Below are 21,475 nucleotides of genomic sequence, written 5' to 3' on the forward strand. Positions count from 1 at the left end.
GGCCATGATAGGCTTCTGGATCGCCGCCGCGGGTCTGTCCGCCGCCGTCGCCGCCCTGGTGCTGCGAGGCGCGGCGCGTGGCCTGGCACCCGCCGGGGACGATCCGGCCATGGCCGTGCACCGCCGCCAGCTTTCCGAGATCGACGAGCTGGCCGAGCGCGGCCTGTTGGCGGAGGGCGAGCTGAAGGCCGCCCGCGCCGAAGCCGGCCGCCGCCTGCTGGCCGCCGCCGACCAGAGCACGGCCTGGCCCAGGGAGGGTCTTGGCCCGCGCCGCGTGACGGTGATCGCCGCGGCCGCCGCGCCGCTGCTGGCGCTGGGCCTCTATGTCGTCGTCGGCGCGCCGGGCGCGCCCGACCAGCCGTTCGCCAAGCGCGTGGCCGAGTGGAAGGCCGGCGATCCGGCCATGCTGGATCCGCCGCGCATCGTGGCGATCCTGGAGCAGGCGGCCCGCGGCAAGGACGGCGCCAATCCCGAGCTCTATCGCAACCTCGCGATCGCCCGCATGGCCGGCGGCGACGCGGTCGGCGCGGCCGAGGCGCTGCGCAAGGCCGTGCGCCTGGCGCCGCAGCGCGCCGACCTGTGGACCGCGCTGGGCGAGGCCTTCGTCACCAGCGAGGAGGGCCAGGTGGGCGCCGACGCCCGCACGGCCTTCGCGCAGGCGCTGGAGCGCGATCCGAAGAACCTGTCGGCCCGCTATCACCTGGCCAAGGGCGAGATCGCCGACGGCCGGCTCGAGACGGGCCTTTCGGGCTGGCGCGCGGTGCTGGCCGACCTGGCCGTGGACGACCCGCGCCGCCCGGTGCTGGCCGCCGAGATCGACCGCACCGCCCAGGCCGGCCGCCTGGTCGACGCGGCGCCGCAGCAGGCCGCCGCCGGCGGCGAGGTCACGCCCGACATGATCCAGGGCATGGTCGAGGGCCTGGCCCGGCGCCTGGCCGCCGCGCCCGACGATCCCGAGGGCTGGGTGCGCCTGGTGCGCGCCTACGCCGTGCTGGGCGACGCCTCCCGCCGCGACGCGGCCCTGAAGGCGGCTTCGGCGCGCTTCAAGGACCAGCCCAGGGTGCTGGTCGCCCTGCGCCAGGCCGCCGACACGCCCCCGCAGAATCTGAACGGCCGATGAGCTTTCTCCCGAAATCCCGCAAGGCGCGCCGGCGCCTGACCATCCTGCTGGCGATCGCGCCGGTCGTCGCCCTGGCCGTCGGCCTGGCGCTGTACGGCATGCGGGACTCGATCTCGCTGTTCTACACCCCCGCCCAGGCCCAGGAGGCCCAGGTGCCGGCCGGCCGCAAGGTGCAGCTGGGCGGTCTCGTCCAGGCCGGCAGCGTGGTCAAGCATCCCGACGGCCTGGTGGAGTTCACGGTCGCCGACCAGAAGACGACCAGCAAGGTGCGCTACCAGGGCGACCTGCCCGACCTGTTCCGCGAGGGGCAGGGGATCGTCGCCACCGGCGCTTTCGACGAGGGCGGCGTGTTCGTCGCCAAGCAGGTGCTGGCCAAGCACGACGAGCGCTACATGCCGCGCGAGGTGGCCAAGGCCATCAAGGAGCAGGGCGAGTGGCGCGGCGAGGGCGCGCCTCCGCCGTCCTATGGTCCGGAGAAGGCCGCCCAATGATCGTCGAGTTCGGCGCCTTCGCGCTGGTCCTGGCCCTGGCCCTTTCGGTCGCCCAGACGGGTCTTTCCGCCGCCGGCGCGTGGCGGCGTTCGGGCGTGCTGGCCGGCGCGGGGCGCGGCGCGGCCCTGGGCGCCTTCGCGGCCCTGGCCTGCGCCTTCGCCGCCCTGATCTACGCCTTCGTCGGCTCGGACTTCTCGGTGGCCAACGTGGCGGCCAATTCCCACACCGCCAAGCCGCTGCTCTACAAGGTGGCCGGCGCCTGGGGCAGCCACGAGGGCTCGATGCTGCTGTGGTGCCTCGTCCTGACCGGTTACGGCGCGGCCGTGGCGGTGTTCGGCGAGCGCCTGCCGCCGCGCCTGCGGGCCTGGGCCGTGGCCGTGCAGGGCGCCTTGGGCGTGCTCTTCCTGGCCTACACCGTCTTCGCCTCGAACCCGCTGGCCCGCCTGGCCGATCCGCCGGTGGAGGGCCGCTCGCTCAATCCGCTGCTGCAGGACTGGGCGCTGGCCGTGCATCCGCCGTTCCTCTACGCCGGCTATGTGGGCTTTTCGGTGGTGTTCTCGTTCGCGGTCGCCGCCCTGATCGAAGGCAAGGTCGACGCGGCCTTCGCCCGCTGGGTGCGCCCCTGGACCCTGGCGGCCTGGAGCCTGCTGACCGTCGGCATCACCCTGGGCGCCTTTTGGGCCTATTACGAGCTGGGCTGGGGCGGCTGGTGGTTCTGGGACCCGGTCGAGAACGCCAGCTTCATGCCGTGGCTGATCGGCGCCGCCTTGCTGCATTCGGCCATCGTGCTGGAAAAGCGCGGCGCCCTGCCGGGCTGGACGGTCTTCCTGGCGCTGGCGGCGTTCGGCTTCTCGATGCTGGGGGCGTTCCTGGTGCGCTCGGGCGTCCTGACCAGCGTCCACGCCTTCGCCGTCGATCCGACGCGCGGGGTGCTGCTGCTCACCATCATGGGGATCGCGGCGGGCTTTGGATTCCTGATGTTCGCGATCCGCGCGCCGAGCCTGAACGCCGGCGGCCTGTTCGCGCCGGTCAGCCGCGAGAGCGCCATCGTCCTAAACAACATCATCCTGTCGGCGGCGACGGCGACGGTGCTCTTGGGCACGCTCTATCCGCTGATCCGCGAGGCCATGGACGGCGAGGCCGTCTCTGTGGGGCCGCCGTTCTTCAACCTGACCTTCACGCCGCTGCTGGTGCTGGCCTTGGCCATCCTGCCGGCCGGGCCGCTGCTGGCCTGGAAGCGGGGCGACGCGCGCCTGGTGGTGCGCCGCCTGTGGCTGGCCCTGCTGGTCGCCGCGATCCTGGGCCTGGCGGCCTATGCCGTGGTCACCCCGCGCAAGGCGCTGGCGAGCCTGGGCCTCGTCCTGGGCTTCTGGCTGATCGGCGGGACGCTGGCCGAGCTCTTCGAACGGGTGAAGGCTTTCCGCGTCCCCTGGGCCGAGGTGCGACGCCGGGCCGGCGGCCTGCCGCGCGGCGCCTGGGGCACGACCATCGCCCATGCCGGTCTTGGCCTCTTCGTGCTGGGCGCCAGCTTCGAGACCGCCTGGAAGGTGGAGACCGCCCAGGCGCTGTCGGTCGGCGGCGGGTTCGAGCTGGGCGGCTACGTTTTGACCCTCACCGACGTCGGCACGCTGGAAGGCCCCAACTACCTGGCCGAGCGCGGCATCGTGCGCATCGAGAAGCAGGGCGGGGGGCTTGTCTGCACCGCCCAGCCCGAGCGGCGGTTCTTCCCCACCGGCGGCCAGACCACCTCGGAGGTGGCGCTTTGCCCCCGCGGCCTGGACGACCTCTACGTCGTCATCGGCGAGCGCCGGGCGGGCGCGAACGGCCAGCCGGCCTGGCTGGTGCGGGCCTATGTCAATCCGTGGGTGCGGCTGATCTTCCTGGGACCGCTGGTGATGGCCCTGGGCGGCGTCGTCTCGTTGTCGGACCGCCGGCTGCGCATGGGCGTCGCCCGAAAAGCCAAGGGAGCGCAGGCGTGAAGACTTTCCGCACCCTCGCCTTGGCCATCGCCGCCATCGCCTGCATGGCCGCTGCGTCCGACCCTTCCGAACGCCTGCCCGACCCCGCCCAGGAGGCCAGGGCGCGCGATCTGTTCAAGGAAGTGCGGTGCCTGGTCTGCCAGAACGAGTCCATCGACGACTCGGAGGCCGCGCTGGCCCGCGACCTGCGTCTTCTGGTGCGCGACCAAGTGAAGCAGGGGCGGAGCGACGCGCAGATCCGTGCGTTCCTGACGGAGCGCTATGGCGAGTTCGTGCTGCTGAAGCCGCCGTTCTCGGCTGGAAACGCGGTGCTCTGGCTTACGCCGCTGGCGGTTCTGCTGGCCGGCGGGGGGCTGATGGTCGCGCTGCTGCGGCGTCGGCGGAGCCCCGAAGCTGCGCCGGAAGCGTTGTCTGCGGAGGAAGAAGCGCGGCTGAAGGGACTACTCGAGGGCGAATGACACGATTGCGCCCTGATGAGGCCGCAAGAAACGCCGCGAGGATGAAGGAAAGATAATCCTGGAACCGTTGCACGAATTGCTGGTGCAACTAGGTTCTGTTCGAGAACCCGGCGCGGAGCGTCGTGGGTGAGGAAAGACGAAAGATGGCTGCTCGGAAGTCAGGATTTATTGTTGGCGCCGTCGCGGGGGCCGGCGTTGCTTGCGCCGCCTTGGCCGGCGTGGGCATGCGCATGGGACCGGCCGGCGCGGCCGAGCAGGAGCCGTCGCTGGTGCGCGCTTCGGCGACCAGCGCCCCGATGTTCGCCCCGCCGCCCGGCGCGCCGCTGTCCTTCGCCGACATCTTCGAGAAGGTCTCGCCGGCCGTCGTGCAGATCGACGTGACCTCGAAGGCCGACCCGAAGGCCCGCCTTCGCATTCCGGGCCTGGAAGGCCTGCCGTTCGACATCGTGCCGCGCGGCCAGAAGCCGGGCGAGGAAGGCGAGGACGCGCAAGCCGCGCCCAAGCAGCAGTCCTCGGGCTCGGGCTTCTTCATCTCGGCCGACGGCTACATCGTCACCAACAACCACGTGGTGGCCGACGCCGACACCGACGGCATCAACGTCGTCATGAAGGACGGCCGCGAGCTGAAGGCCACCGTGGTGGGGCGTGACGAAAGCACCGACCTGGCGGTGATCAAGGTGATCGACCCGCAGGCCAAGGGCGCGGCGTTCCCGTTCGTGAACTTCGAGAACCAGGCCCGTCCGCGCGTCGGCGACTGGGTGATCACCATCGGCAACCCGTTCGGCCTGGGCGGCACGGCCACCGCCGGCATCATCTCGGCCTATGGTCGCGACCTGGGCGACAACTCCTCGCAGTTCGTCGACTACATCCAGATCGACGCCCCCATCAACCGCGGCAACTCAGGCGGTCCGTCGTTCGACATCTACGGTCGGGTGATCGGCGTGAACACGGCGATCTTCTCGCCGACCGGCGGCTCGGTGGGCATCGGCTTCGCCATTCCGGCCGACGTGGCCGAGGCCACCGCCAAGCAGCTGATCAACGGCGGCAAGGTCGTGCGCGGCTATATCGGCGCCCAGATCCAGCCGTTCACCAGCGAGATGGCCGAGGCGCAAGGCCTGGCCGGGACCAAGGGCGCCATCGTCGCCGACCTGGTGCCGGGCGGTCCTGCCCAGCGCGGCGGCCTGATGCCCGAAGACGTGGTCACCAGCGTCAACGGCGTGGCGATCAAGAGCGGCTCGGAACTGACCCGCGAAGTGGCCAAGGCCCGTCCGGGCGAGGTCATCAAGCTGGCCGTGCTGCGCGGCGGCAAGCCCCGCACCGTCGAGATCCGCTCGGGCGTGCGCCCGACCGAGAAGGAACTGGCCGACAACGACAACGAGGACGGCGGCGACAAGTCCGCTCCGGCCAAGCCGGCGGCCCCCAAGGCCGAGGCCCTGGGCATGAGCCTGTCGCCTCTCGATGACGCGGCCCGCAAGGCCAACGGCATCGACAGCAGCGTCAAGGGCCTGCTGATCGACAGCGTGAAGGCCACGTCCGACGCCGGCGAGAAGGGCCTGCGCAAGGGCGACGTGATCAGCAGCATCAACGGCGAACAGGTCGTCACGATCGGCGAGGTCAACGCCGCGATCGAGGCCGCCAAGAAGCTTCAGCGCCCGAGCGTCAACCTGCGCATCATCCGCGCCGGCCGCCCGACCATCATCGCGATCAAGATCGCTCCCTAAGCGGTCCTTACATCGTGAACGATCAGCCCCGCCTCGAGAAATCGAGGCGGGGCTTTTCGTATGTGACCAAGGTTTAAGGGACGGTCGCGCGCGAAGCCGGTATCCAGTCGCCAACTATCGCGCCGGTCGATAGAATCGGGAGAACGTCGATTGTTCTCTGTCGGCGCACGAGGGGTTGGCTGATGCGTATTCTGATTATCGAGGACGATCTCGAGGCCGCCGGCGCGATGTCCCATGGCCTGACCGAAGCCGGCTACGCCTGCGTCCACGCGCCCGACGGCGAGGCCGGCCTGGTCGAGGCCGGCAAGGGCGGCTTCGACGTGCTGATCGTCGACCGCATGATGCCCAAGAAGAACGGCGTCGAGGTGGTCTCGACCCTGCGCCGCGAGGGCGACCAGACGCCGGTGCTGTTCCTGTCGGCCCTGGGCGAGGTGGGCGACCGCGTCGACGGCCTGAAGGCCGGCGCCGACGACTACCTGGTCAAGCCCTACGCCTTTCCCGAACTGATCGCCCGCGTCGAGGCCCTGTCGCGCCGTCGCGAGACGGGCGCCGTCGCCACGACCCTGAAGGTCGGCGAGCTCGAGATGAACCTCATCAATCGCACGGTCCATCGCCAGGGCAAGGAGATCGACCTGCAACCCCGGGAGTTTCAACTCCTGGAGTTCATGATGCGCCACGCCGGCCAGTCGGTGACCCGCACCATGCTGCTGGAGAAGGTGTGGGAATACCACTTCGACCCGCAGACCAACGTCATCGACGTGCACATTTCTCGTCTTCGATCGAAGATCGACAAGGGGTTCGACAGGGCCATGCTGCAGACCGTGCGCGGGGCGGGCTACCGGCTCGATCCGTAGGCGGTCCGCCGGACCCGTGTTAGGCTGAGCGCCATGAACGAGCCGTCCAAGCCTTTCACCAAGGACGTCGTTACCGATCCGGAGCTCTCCGGGGCGGACCTCGATGCCTGGCTCTCGCGGAACGAGGATGCGCTAGAGACGCTCGTCGCGGAGGCGGACGCCCAGGGCGGTGAGCGCTCGGTGCTTGATGTGGAAAAGCTGATTGCAGAGGAGACCTCGCGGTTTCTTCAAGTCCAGCGCAAGGCCTGACCCGTCCACCGTGCCGCCGTGTTTCGTCACCACGGCCAAGGCTGAGGCGGACCTTCGCTACATCTTTCGTCAGGTCGTCTCCGAAAACGGGCTTTCGGCTGCATCTTCGGTGCTGAGAAGACTGGAGGCGGCCTTGCCAAACCTAGCGGCTTTTCCGCACCTTGGCCGGGCCACACGCCGCGGCGCGCGCGTTCACAGCGTCAAGCCGTGGATCATTGTTTATCGCCCGATATCGGGCGGCGTCGAAGTGCTGCGGGTCTTGGACGGCCGGCGTGACCTCGACGCTCTGATCGGTAAGAAGACCTGATCCATGCGCCTGCCGCGCCTCGTTCGCTCGACGCCTTTCCGGCTCACCCTGCTGTTCCTGGCCCTGTTCGCGGCGGCGGCGACGGCGTTCCTCGGCTATATCTACATCGCCACCGCCGGCGAGGTGGACCGGCGCGCCGACGCCGAGATCACCCGCGAGATGGAGAGCCTGGAGGCGGCCTATCGCCAGGGCGGGGTCAACGCCCTGAACCAGACCCTGGTCGAGCGGGCCATCGGCGAGCGGCCGTTCCTCTATTACTTCGCCGACAAGACCGGCAGGCGGATCACCGGCTCGATCGAGGAGTCGCCGATCGACGACTTCACCGGGGCGGGGCCGACCTGGCGCAGCTTCACCCTGACCGAGACCGACCTCGACGGCGCCGCCGTGCGGCGCTCGGCCCGGGGCGTGCAGGAGCGCCTGGCGGGCGGCGAGATCCTGTTCGTCGGCGCCGACGTCGCCGAGTCCCAGGGCTATGTGATGAAGATCGTCCGCGCCCTGTGGGGCGCAGGCGCGCTGGTCATCATCCTGGGCCTCGCCGGCGGGGTGCTGATCAGCCGCAACGTCAGCCGCAGCATGCAGGGGCTTGTGGACGTGGTGAACGCCGTGCGCGGCGGCGACCTGCACGCCCGGGCCAAGATCCGCGGCGCCCGCGACGAGTACGACGAGCTGGCCGAGGGCCTGAACGACATGCTCGACCGCATCGAGCGCCTGATGGGCGGCCTGCGCCACGCCGGCGACGCCATCGCCCACGACCTGCGCAGCCCGCTGACCCGCCTTCGCGCCCGCATGGAAGTGGCCCTGATCGACGCCGAGAACGGCAAGGGCGACCCGGTGGCGGCGCTCGAGACCGCTCTGGCCGACGCCGACGGCGTGCTCAAGACCTTCAACGCCGTGCTGGCCATCGCCCGCCTGCAGGCCGCCGGCCAGGCCCCCGATCAGAAGACCTTCGAGGCCAGCGACCTGGCCACCGACATGGCCGAGCTCTACGAGTTCTCGTGCGAGGACAAGGGCCTGGACTTCAAGGCCGAGATCACCCCGGCCCTGTCCCTGCGCGGCAACCGCGAGTTCATCGCCCAGGCCCTGGCCAACCTGCTCGACAACGCCATCAAGTACACGCCCGAGGGCGGGGCGATCATGCTGCGCCTGCGCCGCCGCTCGTCGGGCGAGCTGGAGTTCTCGGTCACCGACACCGGACCGGGCGTGCCCGAGGAGGACCGCGCCCGCGTGGTCCAGCGCTTCGTGCGCCTGGAGAACAGCCGCAGCGAGCCTGGCGCGGGCCTTGGCCTGTCGCTGGTGCAGGCCGTCGCCGCCTCGCACGGCGGCCGGCTGGAGCTGGCCGAGGGGCCGGGCGAGTACAACGGCATGGGCCCGGGCCTGCGCGTGGCCCTGGTGCTGCCCCGCGCCGAGTAGCGGTGCAATATTTCTCCCGTCATTCCCGCCCTTGTGGCGGGAACCTCTGGTTCCGCTCGCACGTGAAAGCGCCAGCGGCGTGCTGTGCACGCCGCCCCTCCCGCCCTTGCGGCTGATAGAGGGGGTCGCGCCACAAGGGCGGGAATGACGGGCGTTTTGGGGACGCGCCACATCAATCTAACGTCCCGGCGCGTTCGTCCCAGCGGTCGCGCGATACGTTCAAGCCCCATGAGGCGCGCTGGGCCACCTTGCACGGGCTCGGGGCCGCAACGAAACGCGCCCCGGATTGTTCGATGCAGAGGGCGACCGATGACCACCCAATCTTCCGACGACGGCGCCTCGCGCCGGGACGTCCTCGCCGTCGGCCTCGGCCTGGCGGCTTTCGCGGTCGCCCCGACCTTCGCCGCGGCCTCGCCCGCGAGCCCTACCCCAGGAGCCAAGACCATGAGCAGCGGTTTCGTCACGACCAAGGACGGCGTGCAGATCTACTACAAGGACTGGGGTCCCAAGACCGCCCAGCCGATCGTGTTCCACCACGGCTGGCCGCTGACGGCCGACGACTGGGACAACCAGATGATGTTCTTCTACGCTCAGGGCTTCCGGGTGATCGCCCATGACCGCCGCGGTCACGGCCGTTCGACCCAGACCGACACCGGCAACGAGATGGACACCTACGCCGCCGACGTCGCGGCCCTGACCGACCACCTCGACCTGAAGAACGCCATCCACGTCGGCCACTCGACCGGCGGCGGCGAGGTGATCCACTACGTCGCCCGCGCCAAGCCGGGACGCGTGGCCAAGGCCGTGCTGATCGGCGCGGTGCCGCCGATCATGGTCAAGAGCGACAAGAACCCGGGCGGCCTGCCGATCGAGGTGTTCGACGGCTTCCGCGCCGCCACCGCCGGCAACCGCGCCCAGTTCTTCTACGACGTGCCGGCCGGCCCGTTCTACGGCTTCAACCGTCCGGGCGCGAAGGTCGACCAGGGCGTGATCTGGAACTGGTGGCGCCAGGGCATGACCGGCAGCGTCAAGGCCCACTACGACTGCATCAAGGCCTTCTCCGAGACCGACTTCACCGACGATCTCAAGAAGGTCGACGTGCCGGTGCTGGTGATGCACGGCGACGACGACCAGATCGTGCCGATCGCCGACTCGGCGCTGCTGTCGGCCAAGCTGGTCAAGAAGGGCGAGCTGAAGGTCTACAAGGGTCTGCCGCACGGCATGTGCACGACCCATCCGGAGATCATCAACCCGGACCTGCTGGCCTTCTTCAAGGCCTGACGAAAAAGGGGCGGTCGCCGTGCGCGGCCGCCCTTTCCACTTTCACGGTCACGCTCTAGCGTCCTCGCCTGCAACTTGAAGCGAGGCCGACCGGATGCGTGGACCGACGATTTCGACCCTGGCGGTCGCCCTGGCGCTGGCCGCGAGCGCCGCGCACGCCGCCGAGACCAAGGTCGTCACCGCCGCGCGGCTGCTCGACGTCGCCACCGGGCGCTATGTCGACAAGCCGGTGGTGCTGGTGGTCGCCGGCCGGATCACCGCCGTCGGCAAGGCCGGCGACTTCGCGATCCCCCCCGACGCCGAGGCGGTCGACCTGCCGGGCGCGACCCTGCTGCCGGGCCTGATCGACATGCACGTGCATCTCGACGCCTCGCCGGTCTATGGGGGCTACAATTCCCTGCAGTTCAGCGACGCCTTCTGGAGCGTGACCCAGACCGCCAACGCCAAGGCCACGCTGGAGGCCGGCTTCACCACCGTGCGCAACGTCGGCGCCGACCGCTTCAACGACGTGGGCCTGCGCGAGGCGATCGACGAGGGCGTCGTACCCGGCCCGCGGGTCGTCACCGCCACCTACGCCATCGGGGCCACCGGCGGGCACTGCGACAGCACCTTCTTCCCGCCGTCGATGGACCAGAAGGCGCCCTACAACATCGACAGCCCCGACGAGGCCCGCAAGGCGGTGCGCACGCTGAAGAAGTACGGCGCCCAGGTGATCAAGATCTGCGCCACCGGCGGCGTCTTCTCGCGCGGCGACGAGCCGGGCCAGCAGCAGCTGACCTATGACGAGATGAAGGCCGTGGCCGACGAGGCCCACATGGCCGGCCTCAAGGTCGCCGCCCACGCCCATGGCGGGGCCGGCATCAAGGAGGCCATCCGCGCCGGCATCGACACCATCGAGCACGCCAGCCTCGTCGACGACGAGGGGATCAAGCTGGCCGCCCAGAAGGGGACCTGGTTCTCGATGGACATCTACAACACCGACTACACCCAGTCCGAAGGCCGCAAGAACGGCGTGCTCGAGGACAACCTGCGCAAGGACCGCGACATCGCCGAGGTCCAGCGCGAGAACTTCCGCAAGGCCCTCAAGGGCGGGGTGAAGATGATCTACGGCACCGACGCCGGGGTCTATCCCCACGGCGACAACGCCCGCCAGTTCGCGGTGATGGTCCGCTACGGCGCCACGCCTCTCCAGGCCATCCAGGCCGCCACGGTCAACGCGGCCCAAGCCCTGGGCCGCGAGAAGGACCTGGGCCAGGTGACCGCCGGCCGCTACGCCGACCTGATCGCGGTGTCGGGCGACCCGCTCGCTGACGTGACCGTGCTGGAGAAGCCGGTGTTCGTGATGAAGGGCGGGGCGGTGGTTAGAAAGTAGGGGGAGCAACGGACCGCAGACGCCTTAGGGAAGTCGACTGCTGGGATAGCGGGAGGGCTGATAACTCGCCGATGACAGGGAAACGATGACGGTTGGGATTGGGCGTAAGTTTGGTAGGCGTATCAGCCTCCTAACCGATACGATGATTTCTGACAGTGCGGTGGGAAAGCGCGATGCTTTTCCCGGGCGACTTAAAGGGATCATCCTGAGCCCATATGTCTCCGTTGCCTATGCTGGCCACGCTGACCCAGCTCTGAGCGCAATCCGACAGGCTCGTAAACAGCTTCTTTCCAGTGGCGAAGTTTCAGAAGTCGCCAATGTTTTAGCGGGTGCCTGCACCACCTCAGGAGCGGATGTCGAATTCATTCTGGCATTCCATAGAGATGGAGAGCCGTTCCTGCACAAGATCACTGCGCGCGGCATTTCGGGTGACGTTGAAAATTGTTTTATTGGCGACCCGGATGTGGTTCGGAAAGTTCTCGCAGAGGAGCCCAATCAGCCAGGATACGATAATCCCGAATGGGGAGTTCAGGCCGCTGAGATCCAATTCAATGGTGCATTTTTTAGGCTGTTCTCAGATGCTGGGTCGCTGGTCAACGACACCGTTGGCGGCTTCCCGATAAGCCTTCTCGGATCACCCTACGGACATATCTATCAAGGCCAAACCTTGTCGATGGCCTGGGACCCTATCCATACGGCCACCGGAATTACCCCCGCTCAGCAGAGAGCACAGCTGACGGGGGCGACCGCTTTCAACTACAGCGTTGTGGGCGGCTCGCTTAGGGGTGTCGCTGTGATCGGTGTTGCATTGCCGCAAGCTGGGCTTGGTTTCGTCTATTCGCCTTTGTCAGCGGACGATCCCGAGCGCCTTCGCGTCGAGATCCCCGATAGTCCAGGTTTTATTGATGATGCGCCACTGCAGGCTGCAGTGCGGGCGCGCGTGAACGAACTCCTGACGGAGATCGGCGGCGGGGTTTTCGAGCTGAATGCGCCTCAGGAGGCTCGGCCAGTCAGTTGATCTATGGAAGAGCCCTCGTACTCTCGGTTAATCTCGCGAGGCGCAGCGCCGAAGCGTCAGGCTGATCCAACACGCGTCTCATCCGCCTCCCCACCCTGCAAAACCCAACCACCGATATCCCACTCGCCCACACTTTCCCGTTCACCTGAGCCGTAAGCGCGCTTATTGCTGCCCCTCCTACGCGTTTCCCGGGGGCTTCATGTTCGACACCCAATTCCGTCGCCGCGCCGTGGCGTTGGCTTCGACCGCCGTGCTGGCGGCCATGGCCTGCGGCGGGGCCGCTTCGGTCGCCACCGCCGGCGAGGCCTATCGGACGCCGCCGGCGCCGATCGCCCAGATCCTCGACGCCGCGCCGACGCCGGGCGTCAGCCTGAGCCCCGAGCGCAAGACGCTGGCCCTGCTGGGCCGCGAGAACCTGCCGCCGATCCGGGCCGTGGCCGACCCGATCCTGCGGCTGGGCGGCTACCGCATCAATCCGCGCACCAACGGCCCGATCGAGGCCCGCACCACCTGGATGAACAGCCTGGCCTTCGAGGACGTGAAGACTGGCGCGGTGCGGCCGGTGGCTCTGCCCCAGGGCGCGCGCTTCATCGAGACGCGCTGGTCGACGAACGGCCAGAGCCTGGCCTTCGTGATGGAGGCGCCCACCGGCCTGGAGCTGTGGGTCGCCGACCTGAAGACCGCGACGGCGCGCAGGCTGACCGGCCCGGTGCTGAACGCGGCCTTCGGCGGCAGCTATGACTGGCTGCCCGACGACAGCGGCTTCCTGGTGCGCCAGATCCCGGCCGGCCGTGGCGCGGCCCCGGCCGAGCCGGCGGCGCCCGAGGGCCCGATCGTCCAGCAGTCGGCGGGCCGCACCGCCGCCATCCGCACCTATCAGGACCTGCTGGGCAACGCCCATGACGAGGCGCTGTTCGACCACTACTTCACCAGCCAGCTGACCCGCGTGGCCCTGGCCGACGGGGCGTCGACCCCGGTGGGCGCGCCCGGCGTGATCAACGGCTTCTCGGTCTCGCCCGACGGCCGCTACCTGTTGGTTACACGCCTGAAGCGTCCCTACAGCTACCTGGTGCCGGCCGGCCGTTTCCCCACCGAGATCCAGATCGTCGACGCCGAGGGCGGCAAGCCGGTCAAGACCCTGGTCGACCGCCCGCTGGCCGACAACCTGTCGTCGGCCTTCGACGCGGTGGTGGCCGGCCCGCGCAGCCCGCAATGGCGCAGCGACGCGCCCGCGACCCTGGTCTGGGCCGAGGCCCAGGACGGCGGCGATCCCAAGAAGAAGGTCGAGATCCACGACCGCGTGCTGATGCAGGCCGCGCCGTTCGAGGCCGCGCCGACGACGCTGGTCGACCTGGACCTGCGCTATGCCGGGATCAGCTGGGGGCGCGACGACTTCGCCGTGGTCACCGGCCGCTGGTTCGACAACCGCAAGGAAAAGCGCCTGGCCATCGATCCGTCCAAGTCCGGCGCCCCCCGCCTGCTGGTCGAGCGCAACTACCAGGACCGCTACAACGATCCGGGCAGTCTCTTGAGCCGCCGCAACGCCAAGGGCGAGGCGGTGCTGCACTTCACGCCCGACGGCAAGGGCGTGTTCGTTTCCGGCGACGGCGCGAGCGCCAAGGGCGAGTTCCCGTTCGTGGGCGTGATGAACCTGGCCGACGGCAAGACCGCGCGCCTGTGGCAGGCCGAGGCCCCGTACTACGAGGCGCCGGTGGCCCTGGCCGACGAGGCCGGCAAGACCCTGATCACCCGCCGCGAGAGCAAGGACGAGGTTCCCAACTACTTCGTCAAACCCCTCAAGGGCGGCAACGGCAAGGCGCTCACCAAGTTCGTCGACCGCGCCCCGCAGTTCGCCGGCGTCACCAAGCAGACCATCACCTACAGCCGTCCCGACGGGGTGAAGCTGTCGGGCGACCTCTACCTGCCGGCCGGCTACGACAAGACCCGCGATGGCCCGCTGCCGATGCTGATGTGGGCCTATCCGGAAGAGTTCACCGACGCCTCGGTGGCCGGCCAGACGGTGGACGCGGGCAACCGCTTCACCCGTCCGGGCGGCGCCAGCCACCTGTTCCTGCTGACCCAGGGCTATGCGGTGCTGGACGGCCCGGGCATGCCGATCATCGGCAAGGACGGCGCCGAGCCCAACGACAGCTATGTCGAGCAGCTGACCGCCGACGCCAAGGCCGCGGTCGACGCGGTGGTGGCCCTGGGCGTGGCCGACCGCGACCGCATCGCCGTGGGCGGCCACAGCTACGGCGCGTTCATGACCGCCAACCTGTTGGCTCACAGCGATCTCTTCCGGGCCGGCATCGCGCGGTCGGGCGCCTACAACCGCACCCTGACGCCGTTCGGCTTCCAGTCGGAGCAGCGCACCTACTGGCAGGCCACCGACACCTATACGAAGATGAGCCCCTTCACCTATGTGAAGCAGGTCAATGAGCCGATCCTGCTGATCCACGGCGAGGCGGACGACAACTCCGGCACCTTCCCGATCCAGAGCGAGCGCTTCTACGCCGCGCTGAAGGGGGCGGGGGCCACCGTGCGCTACACCGTGCTGCCCTACGAGGCCCACGGCTATCGCGCCCGGGAGTCGGTGATGCACACCCTGTGGGAGATGACCGACTGGATGGACCGCTACGTCAAGAACGCCCCGCCGCGCGCGGCCGCCCCGGCCGCCGTCGCTCCGGTCGCGAAGTAGGGACCTGCCGCCGGTGATCCGTTTCGAAGCCGTATCCAAGACCTATGCCGCCGCGCGCGGAGCGACCGGTCATGCGGCCTTGCGCGAGGCCTCGCTCGAGGTCGCGCAGGGCGAGGTGTTCGGGGTCATCGGCGCCTCGGGCGCCGGCAAGTCCACCCTGATCCGCCTGATCAACGGCCTGGAACTGCCCACCGGCGGCAAGGTCATCGTCGACGGCGACGACGTGGCGGCGCTGGACGTCGCGGGGCTTCGGGCCCTGCGTCGCCGCGTCGGCATGATCTTCCAGCACTTCAACCTGCTGTCGTCCAAGACGGTCGAGCAGAACGTCGCCTTCCCGCTGAAGCTGGCCGGGCGCGAACCGGCGCAGATCAAGGCGCGGACGGCCGAGTTGCTGGCGCGGGTGGGTCTTTCGGACCACGCGACGAAGTATCCGGCCCAGCTGTCGGGCGGCCAGAAGCAGCGCGTCGGCATCGCCCGGGCCCTGGCCACGGCGCCGAAGGTCCTGCTGTGCGACGAGGCCACCAGCGCGCTCGATCCGGAGACCACCGAGCAGATCCTGGCCCTGATCTCCGACCTCAATCGCGAGCTTGGCCTCACCATCGTGCTGATCACCCACGAGATGGACGTCGTGCGCCGCGTCTGCGACCGGGTGGCGGTGCTGGAGGGCGGCCGCGTGGTCGAGCAGGGGCCGGTGGAAGAGGTGTTCCTGCACCCGGCCAGCGACACCGCCCGTCGTTTCGTGGGCGAGGCGGAGGACGCGTCCGAGACCGCCCTGCCGGCGGGGGTGCTGGTGCGCCTGACCTTCAAGGGCGAGGCCACCTACAAGCCGGTTCTGGGCGCGGTGGCCCGCGAGACCGGCGTCGACTATTCGATCCTCGGCGGCCGCATCCACAAGCTGCGTGACGCGCCGTACGGCCAGCTGACCCTGGCCCTGACCGGCGGCGACGTCGAGGCCGCCATCGCCCGCTTCGAGGCCGCCGACGTGCGGGTGGATCGTCTGGAGGCCGCCCGATGAGCCTGTTTTCCAACATCGATTGGGCCGACATCGGCCTGGCCACGATCGACACCCTGACCATGCTTGGCGGCTCCATGGCCCTGACCGTGATCCTGGGTCTGCCGCTGGGCGTGATCCTGTTCCTGACCGGCAAGGGCCAGATGCTGGAGAACAAGGCCGCGCACGCGGGCCTGGGCCTGCTGGTCAACATCCTGCGCTCGGTGCCGTTCGTGATTCTGCTGATCGTGATGATCCCGCTGACGGTGCTGCTGGTCGGCACCTCGCTGGGCGTGGCCGGCGCCATCCCGCCGCTGGTGGTGGGGGCCGCGCCCTTCTACGCTCGCCTGGTCGAGACGGCCCTGCGCGAGGTCGACAAGGGCGTGGTCGAGGCCAGCTTCGCCCTGGGCGCCACGCGTCGCCAGGTGGTGCTGGGCGCGCTGCTGCCCGAAGCCATGCCCGGGATCATCGCCGGGGCGACGGTGACGGCCATCGCGCTGGTCTCCTACACGGCCATGGCCGGGGTGGTCGGGGCCGGGGGGCTGGGGGATCTCGCCATCCGCTTCGGCTACCAGCGCTTCCAGACCGACGTCATGGTGGTCACCGTGGTGCTGCTGCTGATCCTGGTGCAGGTGTTGCAGATGGTCGGCGACACGGTGGTGCGAAAGGTCTCGCACCGGTGAGTTCCATCGCGATCAGGCCCGCCGTCGACACCGACATCCCGGCCCTGGTCGCGTTGAACGCCGGCGTGCAAGCCCTGCACGCGGCCCTGTCGCCCGAGATCTTCAAGCCCGCCGTCGATCCGGTCGAACTGGCGAGCTTCCTGCGCGGGGTGCTGGACCAGCCGGCCCATCGTCTGCTGCTGGCGGAGGTCGACGGCGCGGCGGCCGGCTATGGCTGGGCCGAAATCCAGGACCGCGCCGAGACGCCCTTCGCCCTGGCCCGCCGGCGGTTCTACCTGCACCACCTGGCGGTCGATCCGGCGTTCCGCCGCCGGGGGATCGCCGCGGCCCTGCTCGATGTGCTGGAGGGGGAGGCGAGGGCGCTGGGGCTGGAAACCGTCGTGCTGGACGCCTGGGCCGCCAACGCCGGCGCCCAGGCCTTCTTCGCCGCCGCCGGCTATGCGCCGCTGAACCTGACGCGGGCCAAGCGCCTGGGGTGATTGCGAGGCGGCGAGCGCGGCCTTAAGAACCCCGAATGACCGACGAAATCCTTTCCGTCCCGCCGCCCGAGCACTGGGACCAGGCGCTGGCCGACACCCTGCCGGGCCGCATCATCCTGGTGGGCCTGACCTTCCTCGACGCCGACGGCGAGATCGAGGACGTCGAGCAGTTCCACGGCGTCATCCTGTCGGCCGATCCGGAAGAGGGCATCCTCGTCGACCTGCTGACGAAGGAAGAGGACGGCGACACCTATCTGCTGCCGCCGCAGACCTCGAACATCCGGTCGGCCCAGCCGGGGACCTACACCCTGGCCAACGGCGAGGTGCTGGAGAACCCCGACTTCGTGTCGAACTGGACGATCCAGGGCCCCGAGGACCCGGCCAACGACGACTGAGGCGGCGTCGCGCTCTTCCCCGCCCCAGGAAAACTGATTCCGCATCGGCGGCGTTTGTGCGCAATACCCTCCCGGAATTATCGACTTATCGGAGCCGTTCATGGTCGCCCGCCGCGCCGCACTCGTCAGCCTCGCCGCCTTCGCCCTGCTGGCCGCCTGCAGCCGCCAGCCCGCGCCGTCGGCGGCCGACACCCTGGTGGTCGGCGCCACCGCCGTGCCGCACGCCGAGGTCCTGGAGTTCATCAAGCCGAAGCTGGCGGCCGAAGGCCTGAAGCTCGACGTCAAGGTGTTCAACGACTACGTTCAGCCCAACGTGCAACTGGCCGAGAAGCACCTGGACGCCAACTACTTCCAGACCGGCCCCTATCTCGACACCGTCAACGCCGACCGCGGCTGGGGCCTGGTCAAGGTGGCCGGCGTGCACATCGAGCCGCTGGGCGCCTATTCCTCGAAGGTCAAGGCGATCGCCGAGCTGCCGGCCGGCGCCACCGTGGCCATCCCCAACGAGCCCAGCAACGGCGGCCGCGCCCTGCTGCTGCTGAACAAGAACGGCCTGATCACCCTGAAGGACCCGTCCAACCCGGTCTCGACCTTGAAGGACATCACCGCCAACCCGAAGGGCCTGAAGTTCAAGGAGCTTGAGTCGGCGACCCTGCCGCGCGTGCTGAACCAGGTGGACCTGGCGGTGATCAACACCAACTATGCGCTGGACGCCAAGCTCGACCCCGCCAAGGACGCCCTGCTGATCGAGGACAAGACCAGCCCCTATGTGAACTTCCTGGTCACCCGCCCGGACAACGCTTCGGACCCGCGCGTGGCCAAGCTGGCCAAGGCCCTGACCTCGCCCGAGGTGAAGGCGTTCATGGCGCAGAAGTACAAGGGCGCGGTCGTCCCGGCGTTCTGATCCGCTCTTTGCGTCGAGGGCGTTTGCGCGCCCTCGACAACTTATGATTGCTAAGCTCTAATCGCTCTCTCGCAGAGGGGCGCGATGGTCAGCGGCAAGTCCTTGAAGGTGTCGGAGGCCGCGCCGCGCGCGCTCCAGGCGGATAAGGCCGGCAAGCCGAGCAAGGCCGCCCTCGCCGCCGCCCATCACGCCGGACATCGCGAGCGCCTGCGCGAGCGGGCCAGGGCCGGCGGCCTGGCGGCCCTGCCTGACTATGAACTGCTCGAGCTCTATCTCTTCCGCAGCCTGCCGCGCGGCGACGTCAAGCCGCTGGCCAAGGCGTTGCTGGGTCGGTTCGGCTCGTTCGCCGGCGTGCTGGGCGCCACCGTCGAGGAGCTGAAGACCGTGCCCGGCGTCGGCGAGACGGCGGCGGTGGACCTGAAGATCCTGCACGAGGCCACCCTGCGGGCTGGGCGCGAAGGCATCACCAAGCGGCCGGTGATCTCGTCCTGGACGGCGCTGCTGGGCTATGTGCGGGTCGCCCTGGCCAACGAGTCCCGCGAGCAGTTCCGGGTGCTTTTCCTCGACAAGAAGAACCAGCTGATCGCCGACGAGGTGATGAACCACGGCACGGTCGACCATGCGCCGGTCTATCCGCGCGAGGTGATGCGTCGGGCGCTGGAGCTTTCCAGCTCCAACCTGATCCTGCTGCACAACCATCCGAGCGGCGATCCGACCCCGTCACGCCCCGACATCGAGATGACCAAGCAGATCGTCTCGGCCGGCAAGGCGCTGAGCATCGCCGTCCACGACCACCTGGTGGTCGGTCGCGACGGCGTGGCCAGCTTCAAGGCGCTGGGGCTGATCTGACGCTCATCCGCGAAAAGTGGGCGCTAGAAAATCTAATATCCTTGACGCGGGGCGCGGCTCCTCCGAGCTTGGCCGGATCAGCTGTTCCGGAGTGTTCCATGCGTCGCCTGCTGTCAGTCCTCCTTGGCTCGGCCGCCCTGCTGGGCGCCGCCGCCCACGCCGCCGAGGTCCCGGTCTCCAAAACTGACAAGGCGCTGCACGAGCGCATCCTGACCCTCGACACCCACCTCGACACGCCCGAGCACTTCGCCCGGCCCGGCTGGAGCATGGTCGACCGCCACAGCGTGCCGCAGGACTTCAGCCAGGTTGACCTGCCGCGCATGAACGACGGCGGTCTCGATGGCGGCTTCTTCGTGATCTACACCGGCCAGGGCGACCTGACCGCCGAGGGCTATCGCAAGTCTCGCGACTTCGCCCTGACCCGCGCGACCGAGATCCGCGAGATGGTGGCCGCCCACAGCGACAAGTTCGAGCTGGCCTACACCCCCGAGGATGCGATCCGCATCAACAAGGCGGGCAAGAAGTTCGCCTTCCAGAGCATCGAGAACAGCTGGCCGCTGGGCGAGGACCTGACCCTGCTGCAGACCTTCTACGGCGCGGGCGTGCGGATGGCCGGGCCGGTCCACTTCCGCAACAACCAGTTCGCCGACAGCTCGACCGACCCCAAGGGCAAGATCTGGAACGGCTTCTCGCCGCTGGGCCTGCGCTGGCTGGCCGAGGCCAACCGCCTGGGCGTCCTGATCGACGTCAGCCACGCCTCGGACGATGTGGTGGACCAGGCCGTGGCCCTGTCGAAGGTCCCGGTCATCGCCTCGCACTCGGGCGCCCGGGCGGTGTTCGACCACCCGCGCAATCTCGACGACGCGCATATCAGGAAGATCGCCGAGAGCGGCGGGGCGATCTGCATCAACTCGGTCTACCTGCGCGCCTCGGCCAACAGCCCGGAGCGCAAGGCGGCGCTGGAGGCCCTGGGCCGCGGACCGGGCGACGACGCGACCCAGGCCGACTTCGTGGCCTACGCCAGGAAGCGCGCCGAACTCGACAAGAAGTTCCCGCCGGTCCGCGCCAACTTCGACACCTTCATGGACAGCATGAACCACGTGCTGAAGATCGGCGGCGCCAAGGCCGTCTGCGTCGGCGCCGACTGGGACGGCGGCGGCGGCGTCGAGGGCCTGGAAGACGTGGCCGACCTGCCCAAGATCACCGCCCGCCTGAAAGCCGCCGGCTATTCGGACGCCGACATCGAGGCGATCTGGAGCGGGAATGTGCTGAGGCTGCTGGGCCAGGCCCAGGCGTTCGCGAAGGGGGCGAAGTAGATCCAAGAAAGCCCTCCCCCTTGATGGGGGAGGGTTGGGTGGGGGTGGCCACGGCGTCGGAAGCCGCGCACGGCCGCCAGCTCAGCAGGTCACCCCCATCCCCGACCCTTCCCCCCATCAAGGGGGAAGGGGGCTACCTCGCGGCGACTTTCCGCCACACCCGCCATCCCAGCAGCAACGCCAGGATCGCCCCATAGACCAGCGGCGGGCGGTGATCGGCCTTCACCAGCAGGTAGTAGTGGGCCACGCCCAGCGGCACGATGACGTAGATCAGCCAGTGCAGCCGGCTCCAGGCCGCCCGGCCCATCCGCACCACCCAGCCGTTGGTCGAGGTCACCGCCAGCGGAACCAGCAGCGCGAAGGCCGCCATCCCCAAGGTGATGAACGGCCGCTTGAGAATGTCCTTCACCAGCTGGCGAAAGTCGAAGAACAGGTCGACGCCGATGTAGCTGAAGAGGTGCAGCGACACATAGGCGAAGGCGAAGAGGCCGATCGTCCGCCGAAAGCGCACCAGGCGCGGTTTCTTCAGGATCACCGCGGCGGGCGTGATGGCGAGGCCCACCAGCAGCAGCCGCAGGCCCCAGACGCCCAGCTGGCGCACCAGGGTCTCGATCGGATTGACCCCCAAGTCGCCGGTGAAGGCGCGGAAGGCCAGCCACGCCAGCGGCGCGGCGCAGGCCAGCCAGACGGCGGCGTAGACGAGGTTGTCGCGGGTCTTGGAGGGGCGTTTTCTTCTTGCTCCTCCCCCGCGTGCGGGGGAGGGGGACCCCGAAGGGGTGGAGGGGGCGCGACTGGGCGCGGCGCTCCGTCCCTCGCCCCCGCCGGCACCCGGGGGTTGCGCCGCGCCGCCCCCCCCCCCGGGCCCGGGGGGGGGGTTGGCGGGGGGGAAGTGGGCCGTCC

The 21,475-nt window shown here is 69.3% G+C and carries 20 protein-coding genes and 1 pseudogene; 20 read left to right on the forward strand and 1 reads right to left on the reverse strand.

All coding sequences use genetic code 11. The features are described from left to right. The first annotated feature begins 4 nt into the window (after positions 1-4). The 20 genes from ccmI (at position 5) to V6S85_RS22650 (ending at position 20,575) form a co-directional block, all read left to right on the forward strand. A complete protein-coding gene (gene ccmI / locus V6S85_RS22560) occupies positions 5-1,120 on the forward strand; it encodes a c-type cytochrome biogenesis protein CcmI (protein WP_334350332.1) in 1,116 nt (371 codons plus the stop codon). Then, positions 1,117-1,611, forward strand: a complete 495-nt coding sequence (gene ccmE, locus V6S85_RS22565; RefSeq protein ID WP_334350333.1) for a cytochrome c maturation protein CcmE — start codon at positions 1,117-1,119, stop codon at positions 1,609-1,611. Before ccmI ends, ccmE begins: the two co-directional genes overlap by 4 nt. Then, complete coding sequence (locus V6S85_RS22570) at positions 1,608-3,590, forward strand: heme lyase CcmF/NrfE family subunit (RefSeq protein ID WP_334350334.1); 1,983 nt, start codon at positions 1,608-1,610, stop codon at positions 3,588-3,590. The genes ccmE and V6S85_RS22570 overlap by 4 nt, the downstream gene beginning before the upstream one ends. Beyond that, on the forward strand, positions 3,587-4,048 hold the full coding sequence (locus tag V6S85_RS22575) for a cytochrome c-type biogenesis protein (protein WP_334350335.1): 462 nt from the start codon (positions 3,587-3,589) through the stop codon (positions 4,046-4,048). Before V6S85_RS22570 ends, V6S85_RS22575 begins: the two co-directional genes overlap by 4 nt. A gap of 143 nt (positions 4,049-4,191) precedes the next feature. Next, positions 4,192-5,769, forward strand: a complete 1,578-nt coding sequence (locus V6S85_RS22580) for a Do family serine endopeptidase (RefSeq protein WP_334350336.1) — start codon at positions 4,192-4,194, stop codon at positions 5,767-5,769. A 182-nt stretch (positions 5,770-5,951) separates the two neighbouring features. After that, the gene (locus tag V6S85_RS22585; protein ID WP_116487713.1) at positions 5,952-6,623 is read left to right on the forward strand and encodes a response regulator transcription factor; all 672 of its coding nucleotides are present in this window, start codon (positions 5,952-5,954) and stop codon (positions 6,621-6,623) included. 33 nt (positions 6,624-6,656) lie between these two features. After that, positions 6,657-6,872, forward strand: coding sequence for a hypothetical protein (locus V6S85_RS22590; protein WP_334350337.1), 216 nt, complete (start codon positions 6,657-6,659; stop codon positions 6,870-6,872). A 10-nt stretch (positions 6,873-6,882) separates the two neighbouring features. Further along, positions 6,883-7,179: a type II toxin-antitoxin system RelE/ParE family toxin gene (locus tag V6S85_RS26690; protein WP_442885728.1), complete on the forward strand. Its 297-nt coding sequence runs from the start codon at positions 6,883-6,885 to the stop codon at positions 7,177-7,179. Between the two features lie 3 nt (positions 7,180-7,182). Beyond that, positions 7,183-8,589 (forward strand): sensor histidine kinase, encoded by a 1,407-nt coding sequence (locus V6S85_RS22595; protein ID WP_334350338.1) that lies wholly within the window; start codon positions 7,183-7,185, stop codon positions 8,587-8,589. 444 nt (positions 8,590-9,033) lie between these two features. Next, positions 9,034-9,870: an alpha/beta fold hydrolase gene (locus V6S85_RS22600; protein ID WP_205685389.1), complete on the forward strand. Its 837-nt coding sequence runs from the start codon at positions 9,034-9,036 to the stop codon at positions 9,868-9,870. A gap of 94 nt (positions 9,871-9,964) precedes the next feature. Continuing rightward, positions 9,965-11,242 (forward strand): Xaa-Pro dipeptidase, encoded by a 1,278-nt coding sequence (locus tag V6S85_RS22605; protein ID WP_334350339.1) that lies wholly within the window; start codon positions 9,965-9,967, stop codon positions 11,240-11,242. A gap of 85 nt (positions 11,243-11,327) precedes the next feature. Continuing rightward, entirely contained in the window at positions 11,328-12,260 is a 933-nt protein-coding gene (locus V6S85_RS22610; RefSeq protein WP_334350341.1) for a hypothetical protein, read from the forward strand. A gap of 199 nt (positions 12,261-12,459) precedes the next feature. Further along, positions 12,460-14,958 (forward strand): S9 family peptidase, encoded by a 2,499-nt coding sequence (locus V6S85_RS22615; RefSeq protein ID WP_334350342.1) that lies wholly within the window; start codon positions 12,460-12,462, stop codon positions 14,956-14,958. A gap of 13 nt (positions 14,959-14,971) precedes the next feature. Beyond that, complete coding sequence (locus V6S85_RS22620; RefSeq protein ID WP_116568556.1) at positions 14,972-15,973, forward strand: methionine ABC transporter ATP-binding protein; 1,002 nt, start codon at positions 14,972-14,974, stop codon at positions 15,971-15,973. After that, the gene (locus V6S85_RS22625) at positions 15,970-16,632 is read left to right on the forward strand and encodes a methionine ABC transporter permease (RefSeq protein ID WP_116568557.1); all 663 of its coding nucleotides are present in this window, start codon (positions 15,970-15,972) and stop codon (positions 16,630-16,632) included. Before V6S85_RS22620 ends, V6S85_RS22625 begins: the two co-directional genes overlap by 4 nt. After that, complete coding sequence (locus tag V6S85_RS22630) at positions 16,629-17,111, forward strand: GNAT family N-acetyltransferase (protein ID WP_334350343.1); 483 nt, start codon at positions 16,629-16,631, stop codon at positions 17,109-17,111. Before V6S85_RS22625 ends, V6S85_RS22630 begins: the two co-directional genes overlap by 4 nt. A gap of 35 nt (positions 17,112-17,146) precedes the next feature. Continuing rightward, on the forward strand, positions 17,147-17,506 hold the full coding sequence (locus V6S85_RS22635; protein WP_334350344.1) for a hypothetical protein: 360 nt from the start codon (positions 17,147-17,149) through the stop codon (positions 17,504-17,506). Positions 17,507-17,606: 100 nt separating this feature from the next. Further along, positions 17,607-18,410 carry a MetQ/NlpA family ABC transporter substrate-binding protein gene (locus V6S85_RS22640; RefSeq protein WP_116568560.1) on the forward strand — a complete coding sequence of 268 codons (804 nt, stop codon included), beginning with the start codon at positions 17,607-17,609 and terminating at the stop codon, positions 18,408-18,410. A gap of 84 nt (positions 18,411-18,494) precedes the next feature. After that, a complete protein-coding gene (gene radC / locus V6S85_RS22645; protein WP_116568561.1) occupies positions 18,495-19,259 on the forward strand; it encodes a RadC family protein in 765 nt (254 codons plus the stop codon). Positions 19,260-19,357: 98 nt separating this feature from the next. Beyond that, entirely contained in the window at positions 19,358-20,575 is a 1,218-nt protein-coding gene (locus V6S85_RS22650) for a dipeptidase (RefSeq protein WP_334350345.1), read from the forward strand. Positions 20,576-20,708: 133 nt separating this feature from the next. Here the strand turns inward: V6S85_RS22650 and msrQ are convergent. Then, positions 20,709-21,326: pseudogene (gene msrQ / locus V6S85_RS22655) on the reverse strand (protein-methionine-sulfoxide reductase heme-binding subunit MsrQ); the annotation flags it as partial. Positions 21,327-21,475 lie beyond the last annotated feature (149 nt).

The organism is Caulobacter sp. CCNWLW153 (assembly GCF_036889365.1).
Classification (GTDB): domain Bacteria; phylum Pseudomonadota; class Alphaproteobacteria; order Caulobacterales; family Caulobacteraceae; genus Caulobacter; species Caulobacter radicis.